Origin of the sequence: Streptococcus sp. HMSC10A01, from assembly GCF_001807785.1 — a bacterium.
Taxonomy (GTDB): Bacteria; Bacillota; Bacilli; order Lactobacillales; family Streptococcaceae; genus Streptococcus; species Streptococcus gordonii.
Genome location: NZ_KV790984.1, coordinates 18,284 through 27,992, shown reverse-complemented (window position 1 = coordinate 27,992; position 9,709 = coordinate 18,284). Strand labels below are relative to the sequence as shown.

Sequence of the window (9,709 nt, the reverse complement as noted above, 5' to 3'; positions counted from 1 at the left end):
AGAATTGAAAATAGATACTGTTAATCGTGTTGCAGAAGCCAGTAAAACAGCAGGCGGAAAGGGTCTCAACGTAACCAGGGTCTTGGCAGAAATTGGAGATAATGTTGCTGCGACGGGCCTGATTGGTGGGACTAATGGAGAGTTCTTATTACAAAACCTTCATCCTAATGTTAGACAATGCTTTTATAAGATTTCGGGAGATACGAGAAACTGTATTGCTATCTTACACGAAGGCAAGCAAACAGAAATCCTAGAAGCCGGTCCGACTATTACAGCGGATGAAGCAAATGGTTTTTTACATCATTTTAAATCATTAATGGAATCAGCTGAGGTAGTTAGTATCTCGGGAAGTCTACCAGCCGGTTTACCAGTTGAATATTATATTCAATTGGTTGAAATTGCTAATCAAGCTGGCAATAAGGTAGTGCTGGATTGCTCTGGAGTAGCTCTGGAAGCTGTGCTCAAATCAGATGTGAAACCAACTGCCATCAAACCTAATAACGAAGAACTTTCTCAGTTGTTGGGTCGCGAAATTTCCAAAGATTTGGATGAGTTAAAAGCTGTCCTTTCAGAACCGCTATTTGAAGGAATCGAGTGGATCATCGTATCACTCGGTGCAGATGGCGCTTTTGCAAAACATGGTGATACTTTCTATAAAGTAGATATTCCTAAAATCCAAGTGGTCAATCCAGTTGGCTCTGGCGACTCAACTGTTGCAGGGATTTCTTCAGCCTTGAGTCATCAAGCAGATGCTGCCTCCCTGCTCAAAAAGGCAAATGTTCTCGGCATGCTCAATGCCCAAGAAAAAATGACTGGACATGTCAATGTCTACAATTATGATAATTTATATAATCAAATCACAGTAAAAGAGGTATAAAGAATGGTATTAACAGAACAAAAACGCAAGTACATGGAAAAACTTTCTGACGAGAATGGGATCATCTCAGCTCTTGCCTTTGACCAACGTGGTGCTTTGAAACGCCTCATGGCTCAATACCAAACAGAAGAACCAACAGTAGCTCAAATGGAAGAACTGAAAGTTTTGGTCGCAGAAGAGCTAACTCCTTATGCTTCATCTATGTTGCTAGATCCTGAGTACGGACTGCCTGCTACTAAAGCTTTGGACAAGAATGCTGGCTTGCTATTGGCCTATGAAAAGACAGGCTATGATACTTCAAGCACCAAGCGCCTGCCAGACTGTCTGGATGTTTGGTCTGCAAAACGTATTAAAGAACAAGGTGCAGATGCAGTGAAATTCCTTCTTTACTATGATGTAGACAGCTCTGAAGAACTCAATCAGCAAAAGCAGGCTTATATCGAGCGTGTGGGTTCAGAGTGGGTGGCAGAAGATATTCCATTCTTCCTTGAAATCTTGGCTTACGATGAAAAAATCGCTGAAGCAGGTTCTGCAGAATATGCCAAAGTAAAACCACACAAGGTTATCGGTGCCATGAAGGTCTTCTCAGACCCACGTTTCAATATTGATGTCTTGAAAGTGGAAGTTCCAGTCAATGTTAAATATGTTGAAGGCTTTGGCGATGGTGAAGTGGTGTATACTAAAGAACAAGCAGCTGCCTTCTTCAAGGAACAAGATGAGGCAACAAACTTGCCATACATCTACTTGAGTGCTGGTGTATCTGCGAAACTTTTCCAAGAAACACTTGTGTTCGCTCATGAGTCAGGTGCTAACTTTAACGGCGTTCTTTGCGGACGTGCGACTTGGGCTGGCAGTGTCAAAGACTACATTGAGCAAGGTGAAGAAGCAGCTCGCAAGTGGCTTCGTACAACAGGATTTGAAAATATTGACGAACTCAACAAGGTTCTTCAAAAAACAGCTACTTCTTGGAAAGAAAGAGCCTAAAATTTGTTAAAAAATAAATGAAGTAAGGGTTTACATTCTGAGACTGATATGCTATAATGAAGTCAGAAATTGAATAGGGTGAGCGTTACTAAGCTGGATTAGGCGTGACCGCAAATAAATTGAGGGAAGATATAGCCTTAGTTTGTTTGTGGTCTTTTTGTTTTGCCAGAACCCTAGAAAATGAAGAGGAGGAGATATGTATCGAATCATACATCCTATGAACAACAATGTTGCTCTAGCTAAACATGAAAATGGTGAAGAGGTTGTTCTGATTGGCAGTGGCATAGCTTTTAATAAAAAGAAGGGTGACATCGTTCTGGAAAGTAAGATTGAGAAAATCTTTCGCCTAAGAACGGAAGAGTCTAAAGAAAACTTTGTGGCCTTGCTCAAAGATGTTCCGCTGGACTTTATCACAGTGACTTATGATGTGATTGATACCCTTTCTAAGAAGTATGATTACCCTGTCCAGGAGTATATCTATGTCACGCTGACGGATCACATTTACTGTTCTTATCAGGCTGTGCAGCAGGGCAGGTACAAGGAGAGTGACCTGCCGGATGCTTCGGATAAATACCCTGTTCCTTATCAGATTGCTCAGGAAGCCTTAGCGATATACCGCGAGAGGTTGTTGGATAATTTTCCTAGCGACGAGGTCAATCGCATTGCTTATCACTTTATCAATGCTGAAGGGGAGACCAATCCTGAGGGACAAAGCCATTTGGACAGGCGAAAAGATATTCTGGCTGCAGTTGAAGCAGAGCTGAAGAAAAATGGCATTAAAAGAAGTGCAGAAAACAGCAACTTTTATGACCGTTTTATGATTCACCTGAACTACTTTTTGGACTATCTGGACAGAAGCCGTGATGACAATGTTTCCCTGTTGGAAATGGAAAGTCAGATCCAGATGACCTACCCTCAAGCCTATCAGGTCGGAAGCGATATTTACCAAATCATTGCCCAGAAGACGGGAATCGATCTCTACCGCAGCGAACGAGTCTACCTGGTGCTGCATATCCAACGCCTTTTATAATAGAAAATAATAAAATTTCACACAAGAATACAAGGAGGAACTCTCATGAATAGAGAAGAAGTAACATTGCTCGGTTTTGAAATTGTTGCCTACGCTGGTGACGCTCGCTCCAAGCTCCTAGAAGCTTTGAAAGCCGCAGAGGCTGGGGATTTTGCTAAGGCAGATGCCTTAGTAGAAGAAGCCAATGGCTGCATCGCTGAAGCTCACCATGCTCAGACCAGTCTCTTGACAAAAGAAGCTGCTGGTGAGGACTTGGCTTACAGTGTGACTATGATGCACGGCCAAGATCACTTAATGACTACTATCTTGCTAAAAGACATGATGCACCATTTGATTGAACTATACAAAAGAGGAGTAAAATAATGAATAAACTCATCGGACTTATTGAGAAAGGGAAGCCTTTCTTTGAGAAGATTTCTCGGAATATCTATCTCCGCGCTATTCGGGATGGCTTTATCGCTGGTATGCCAGTCATCCTCTTCTCATCTATCTTTATCTTGATTGCCTATGTGCCAAATGCTTGGGGCTTCCACTGGTCTAAGGATATTGAAACTTTCCTAATGACCCCTTATAGCTATTCGATGGGGATTCTGGCTTTCTTTGTGGGTGGGACCACTGCTAAGGCGCTGACAGACTCTGTCAACCGCGACCTGCCTGCGACAAATCAGATTAACTTCTTGTCTACTATGCTAGCTTCTATGGTCGGCTTCCTCCTCATGGCAGCTGAGCCTGCCAAGGAAGGTGGCTTCCTGACTGCCTTCATGGGAACCAAAGGTCTTTTGACAGCTTTCATCGCAGCCTTTGTTACGGTTAATGTCTACAAGGTTTGTGTGAAAAATAATGTCACCATTCGTATGCCAGAAGAAGTTCCACCAAATATCTCGCAAGTATTTAAAGACTTGATTCCATTTACTGTCTCAGTCGTTCTGCTCTACGGTTTGGAACTGCTTGTTAAAGCAAGTCTGGGAGTGACGGTTGCTGAATCCATCGGAACACTTCTCGCTCCGCTTTTCTCAGCGGCAGATGGCTATCTGGGAATCACACTTATCTTTGGTGCTTATGCTTTCTTCTGGTTTGTGGGAATTCACGGTCCGTCTATCGTTGAGCCTGCCATTGCTGCCATTACTTATGCCAATATTGATGCCAACTTGGCTCTGGCTCAAGCTGGTCAGCATGCGGATAAGGTCATCACTTCTGGTACTCAAATGTTCATCGTTACCATGGGTGGTACTGGTGCGACCTTGATTGTTCCATTCCTCTTTATGTGGATCTGTAAGTCAGAGCGTAACCGTGCAATTGGACGAGCGTCTGTTGTCCCAACTTTCTTCGGTGTTAATGAGCCCATTCTCTTTGGTGCTCCAATCGTACTGAATCCGATTTTCTTCATTCCGTTTATATTTGCACCTATCGTAAACGTATGGATTTTCAAATTCTTTGTTGATACTTTGAACATGAACTCCTTCTCAGCAAACCTTCCTTGGGTGACTCCTGGACCACTGGGAATTGTGCTGGGGACCAACTTCCAACTTCTGTCCTTTGTTCTTGCAGTCCTTCTTGTTGTAGTGGATGTGGTTATTTATTATCCATTTGTCAAGGTTTATGACGAACAAATCCTAGAAGAAGAACGTTCTGGTAAAGCTAATGATGCTCTAAAAGAAAAAGTAGCAGCTAACTTTAACACTGCTAAAGCGGATGCTATCCTTGAAAAAGCAGGAGTGGATGAAGAAGCTCCAGCTCAAAACAATATTAGCGAAGAAACCAATGTTCTGGTGCTCTGTGCAGGTGGTGGTACCAGCGGATTGCTGGCTAACGCTTTGAATAAAGCAGCAGCTGAATACAATGTTCCTGTCAAAGCAGCAGCGGGTGGCTACGGTGCTCACCGTGAAATGTTGCCTGAGTTTGACCTAGTTATCCTTGCCCCTCAAGTTGCCTCTAACTTTGAAGATATGAAGGCGGAAACTGATAAATTGGGGATTAAGCTGGCTAAGACTGAAGGAGCCCAATACATCAAACTAACCCGCGATGGTAAAGGAGCACTGGCCTTCGTTCAGGAGCAATTCAACAACTAAATCTATTTATTTGAGATGAAGCAACTTGATAGAGTTTGGGACAAAAGTCCTAGCCTCTCAATTGTCTTTGGATTGTCGAGCAAGACGCAGTGGTTGAGTGGGCTCTACTACGCTTATTTCATCAGCTTTTACAGCCCTACTCAACTGTGCGGAGGTGGGACGACGAAATCGAATTCTAACGAATTACCGATTTCTGTCCCACTCTCCAAATGTTATTGAAAGGAAAATAAGATGACAAAAAGCTTACCTAAAGATTTTATTTTCGGTGGTGCAACAGCGGCCTATCAAGCTGAGGGAGCAACCCACACAGATGGAAAAGGACCTGTTGCCTGGGATAAGTACCTGGAGGATAACTACTGGTATACGGCAGAACCTGCCAGCGACTTTTACCACAAATACCCTGTGGATCTGAAATTGGCTGAAGAGTATGGTGTCAATGGTATTCGGATTTCCATTGCCTGGTCACGGATTTTCCCGACGGGCTATGGCGAGGTCAATCCAAAAGGTGTGGAATTTTACCATAATCTTTTCGCAGAATGCCACAAGCGTCATGTAGAACCTTTTGTGACCCTTCACCACTTTGATACACCAGAGGCTCTTCATTCAAATGGCGATTTCCTCAATCGGGAAAATATTGAGCACTTTGTGGACTATGCAGCTTTCTGTTTTGAAGAATTTCCAGAAGTTCGCTATTGGACAACTTTCAATGAAATTGGCCCAATTGGTGATGGTCAGTACTTAGTTGGAAAATTCCCCCCAGGTATTCAGTATGACTTGGCCAAGGTTTTCCAATCTCATCACAACATGATGGTCTCTCATGCCCGTGCCGTTAAGCTTTATAAGGACAAGGGATACAAGGGTGAAATCGGTGTCGTTCATGCACTTCCTACAAAATATCCTTTCGATCCAGAAAATCCAGCAGATGTCAGAGCAGCAGAGTTGGAAGATATTATCCATAACAAGTTTATCCTAGATGCGACTTATCTGGGGCACTATTCAGATGTAACTCTGGCAGGAGTAAATCATATCCTTAAGGTCAATGGTGGTCAGCTGGATCTACGAGATGAAGACTTTGCGGCTTTAGAAGCAGCTAAAGACCTCAATGACTTCCTCGGCATCAACTACTATATGAGTGATTGGATGCGCGACTTTGACGGTGAAACAGAAATTATCCATAACGGAAAAGGCGAAAAGGGAAGCTCCAAGTACCAGATTAAGGGTGTAGGGCGCAGAGAATCTCCAACCCATATACCAAAAACTGATTGGGATTGGATTATCTATCCGCAAGGTCTTTATGATCAGATCATGCGGATTAAGAAAGATTATCCCAACTACAAGAAAATCTATATCACAGAAAATGGTCTGGGTTATAAAGATGAATTTGTGGACAATACAGTTTACGACGATGCTCGGATTGACTATGTTAAGCAGCATCTGGAAGTTTTATCCGATGCGATTGCGGACGGGGCTAATGTCAAGGGCTACTTTATCTGGTCTCTGATGGATGTCTTTTCTTGGTCTAACGGTTATGAAAAGCGCTACGGCTTATTCTACGTAGACTTTGAAACTCAGGAACGCTATCCGAAGAAATCCGCTCACTGGTATAAGAAACTAGCTGAAACACAAATGATTGAATAGAAAGTAAAGCCGTTAGAGTTGAACTCTCTCGGCTTTTCGAAAAGAGGTAAGCCATGCTTGAAAAAACAAAGAGTTTACTAAAAGCAGTATCAGGTTCTCTATATAAAAAAGTTTAAATTATTAATTTTGAACGATGTTCTCAAGTACCTTGGATTAAAAAATGGAACTTATTCTTATTGGAGATTGGTTCGTATCAGAAGGTTTAGAATGGATTTGCCATTCTAAGTTGACTATTGATTGTTTTGAGTACATGTTTCTAAGTTTAGTTGAGGAATCTGACAGAAGTTTGGTTAGTTTTGATGTAGATATAATACCTTATAAAAAGGATAAATAGTAAAAAGAGAGGTAAAAATATGGTACTAGAGTTATCAAATGATTTTCTAAAAGTTCAATTTAAGGAAAAGGGTGGAGAATTATCTTCCATAAAAGATAAGGATGGCGTGGAATATTTATGGAAGGGAAATCCTGAATATTGGGGAGGACAGGCTCCTGTCTTGTTTCCTAACTGTGGTAGTGTCCGTGATGATGCTCCTCTCTTTATTATGGGAGATGAAGGAGTTATAGAAGGCCATCTTCCTCGTCATGGTTTAGTTAGAAAGAAAGATTTTGAGCATAAGATAATAAATGATCATCAAATTATGTTTTCAATTGAAAGTAATTCGGAAATGTTAAAACAATATCCTTATCCTTTTCGTTTAAGTATATTTTATACTTTAGATAAATCTAAGATTGAAGTAGAATACTTAGTTGAGAACTTAGGATTAAATCAAGATATGCCTTATTTCATAGGCGCGCACCCGGGTTTTAATTGTCCCTTATTTGAAAATGAACGGTATGAAGATTATTATCTCGAGTTTGAAAACGAAGAAAATTGTAGTATTCCAGCATCATATCCCGAGACGGGATTACTTGACATAAAAAGCCGTTCGCCTTTTTTAAATAAAGAAAAAGTATTAGCTTTAGATTATGATCTATTTTCAAAGGATGCAATTACTTTGGATAAGCTGGTTTCTCGTTCGGTAACATTAAAGTCTAAAAATCATAATAAAGCAGTAAAAATTGATTTCCAAGATTTTCCATATTTAATTTTGTGGTCTACTGCGAATAAAGGGCCGTTTATTGCAATTGAACCATGGGGTGGCTTATCTACATCAAAAGAAGAATCTGTATTTTTTAATTACAAGGAAAATGTAACTTTTATTGAGCCTGAAATGTCTGATTATAAAACTTATTCCATTGAGATAACAGAAATTTAAACGAATAATGGATAAAAAGTACTTGCTTTATTAGATTAGTAGGTAAAAAATCTGTAAAGGTATCGTTGGGAGGGGGATTATTATGTCGTTTCAAAAGTTACTCCAAGACACTATTTATAATGTATTGTTTGCCAAGATAAGCTAGTATATTTATGAATGTAGAGAATCATTGGATGTATCCACGTATTTGATTTGAAAACAAAAATATATTAGGTTGGATGATTTTGCTATTAAAAGCATAGCTGTAAGCAATAAAGATGAGGATTTCATTGTTTCGGATTTACTTGTTATAGGTTATTTAGAGATTGCTGGATATTCTAAATATGGCGTAGACCTCCCAATCTGTATCTTGATTCAGCTCCATCCATTACTAGACAATAAAACATCAGGAGCAACAATAAGGTTGCTCCTGATGTTTTATACTCTTTATTTAAACTTAAAGCCTTCATAGACCAGATCTGCTTTAGGCTTGGTCTTTTTGAATTCGCTGGCTAGTTTATCCATCATTTTGACAGGCCCGCACATGAAGACGGTGGTTTGGTCATCCAAAGGATAATTCTTGAAGTCCAAATAGCCAGAGACCTTGCTATCGACCAAATGAAGGTCAAACTGCGGATTCTTAGCAGCGTAGTCTTTGAGTAGGTCGAGGTAAACAGCATTTTCTGCTCCAGTATAAGCGTAGTAGAAGCTGACTGGACGATTCAGGTTAGAATTTTCACGGATATATGAAATGAAGGGCGTAATGCCAATCCCACCAGCAATCCAAATCTGCTTTTCCTGCCCCTGATCAAGAATCATATGACCATAAGCGCGGTCAATGGTGACCTTGGTTCCCGCTTGGATCTTGTCATAAAGTTTCTTAGTGTGATCACCAGAGTTCTTGATAGTAAAATAGACAATATTGTCATGGCCGCCAGAGATAGAGAAGGGATGCGGCGCTTTTTCAAATCCTTCTTGGAAAATCTTGACGAAGGCAAACTGACCGTACTGGTAGTCTAGCTTTTGACTGAGTTGGATTTTCAACTCTACTGTATCATGGTTGAGGCGTTTGACCTGCATGATTTTTCCCAGATGGCGAAAAGCCAAACTTTGATAGAGGAAGATGATGTAAAAGCCAGATGCCAAACCAATGATTGCATAGAATCCGACTACGAAGCCCAGCAATGTCGGTGTTAGGAGTCGAGCCCCCATTAGCATATAGGCGTGGAAGAGACCAAAGATATAGGCCAAATAAACTAAGCGGTGAATCCAGCGCCAAGCCTCATACTTGATGTGCTTGCCAAGATAGGCCACCAAAACAATGCTGACAAATAAATAGATACCAACATTACCAAGCTGGGCTGCCAGATGAGAGCCCCAGAGACTGCCACCCATGGCAACATTGTGGAGAGCGAGCAGAACGACGGAAAAGATAGCTGTAAACTTATGATAAGCGTACATATTTTCGATGCCATGGAACCATTTTTCCAATAGGGCGTTCCGAGTCGCAAGTAAAAATGTCAAGGAAAGGGTAGTCAAGGCTAGGCCAGGTACGATAAAGTTGGTCATTCCAGCTGAAGCCCAAGCATAGATGGTCAAGAGTATGCTGACAGCAATAAGGGCAATTCCTTTGATAGATTTCATAGTTTGTGTCCTTTCTAAAAATATCACTAATTAGTTGTAATATTTTTTGTTACATTTTAACAAAGAAAAAACAAGCTGTCAAGGACAAGCTTGTTTTAAATTGATATGGATATGATGAACAGAATTTATTCGAGAAAAAGCGAGGTGGAATATTCCATTGAAAGAATTTAGTATAGAAGAAATCTTCTTCAGTCTGAAAAGTGTTAGCTACAAAGCAGCATCTGTCAGACCC

The 9,709-nt window shown here is 40.9% G+C and carries 9 protein-coding genes; 8 read left to right on the top strand and 1 reads right to left on the bottom strand.

The window, feature by feature from the left end; all coding sequences use genetic code 11:
* The 8 genes from HMPREF3108_RS10390 to HMPREF3108_RS10355 form a co-directional block, all read left to right on the top strand.
* Nucleotides 1–877 (top strand): tagatose-6-phosphate kinase (locus HMPREF3108_RS10390; protein WP_256262241.1); only part of this gene is annotated, 877 nt, incomplete at its 5' end.
* Nucleotides 878–880: 3 nt separating this feature from the next.
* Nucleotides 881–1,861, top strand: coding sequence for a tagatose-bisphosphate aldolase (gene lacD / locus HMPREF3108_RS10385; RefSeq protein ID WP_070494492.1), 981 nt, complete (start codon nucleotides 881–883; stop codon nucleotides 1,859–1,861).
* Nucleotides 1,862–2,057: 196 nt separating this feature from the next.
* Nucleotides 2,058–2,891 carry a PRD domain-containing protein gene (locus tag HMPREF3108_RS10380; RefSeq protein WP_045773174.1) on the top strand — a complete coding sequence of 278 codons (834 nt, stop codon included), beginning with the start codon at nucleotides 2,058–2,060 and terminating at the stop codon, nucleotides 2,889–2,891.
* A 45-nt stretch (nucleotides 2,892–2,936) separates the two neighbouring features.
* Nucleotides 2,937–3,254, top strand: coding sequence for a PTS lactose/cellobiose transporter subunit IIA (locus HMPREF3108_RS10375; RefSeq protein ID WP_002894735.1), 318 nt, complete (start codon nucleotides 2,937–2,939; stop codon nucleotides 3,252–3,254).
* Nucleotides 3,254–4,960 carry a lactose-specific PTS transporter subunit EIIC gene (locus tag HMPREF3108_RS10370; protein ID WP_045635123.1) on the top strand — a complete coding sequence of 569 codons (1,707 nt, stop codon included), beginning with the start codon at nucleotides 3,254–3,256 and terminating at the stop codon, nucleotides 4,958–4,960. The genes HMPREF3108_RS10375 and HMPREF3108_RS10370 overlap by 1 nt, the downstream gene beginning before the upstream one ends.
* 231 nt (nucleotides 4,961–5,191) lie before the next feature.
* Nucleotides 5,192–6,598, top strand: a complete 1,407-nt coding sequence (gene lacG / locus HMPREF3108_RS10365; protein WP_045635124.1) for a 6-phospho-beta-galactosidase — start codon at nucleotides 5,192–5,194, stop codon at nucleotides 6,596–6,598.
* Nucleotides 6,599–6,758: 160 nt separating this feature from the next.
* Nucleotides 6,759–6,932, top strand: a complete 174-nt coding sequence (locus tag HMPREF3108_RS10360) for a DUF3884 family protein (RefSeq protein ID WP_239683412.1) — start codon at nucleotides 6,759–6,761, stop codon at nucleotides 6,930–6,932.
* A 19-nt stretch (nucleotides 6,933–6,951) separates the two neighbouring features.
* A complete protein-coding gene (locus HMPREF3108_RS10355) occupies nucleotides 6,952–7,854 on the top strand; it encodes an aldose 1-epimerase family protein (RefSeq protein ID WP_048778335.1) in 903 nt (300 codons plus the stop codon).
* Between the two features lie 426 nt (nucleotides 7,855–8,280).
* On the opposite strand, the gene HMPREF3108_RS10350 is transcribed toward HMPREF3108_RS10355, so the two are convergent.
* Nucleotides 8,281–9,477, bottom strand: a complete 1,197-nt coding sequence (locus HMPREF3108_RS10350; protein WP_045773176.1) for a ferredoxin reductase family protein — start codon at nucleotides 9,475–9,477, stop codon at nucleotides 8,281–8,283.
* Nucleotides 9,478–9,709 lie beyond the last annotated feature (232 nt).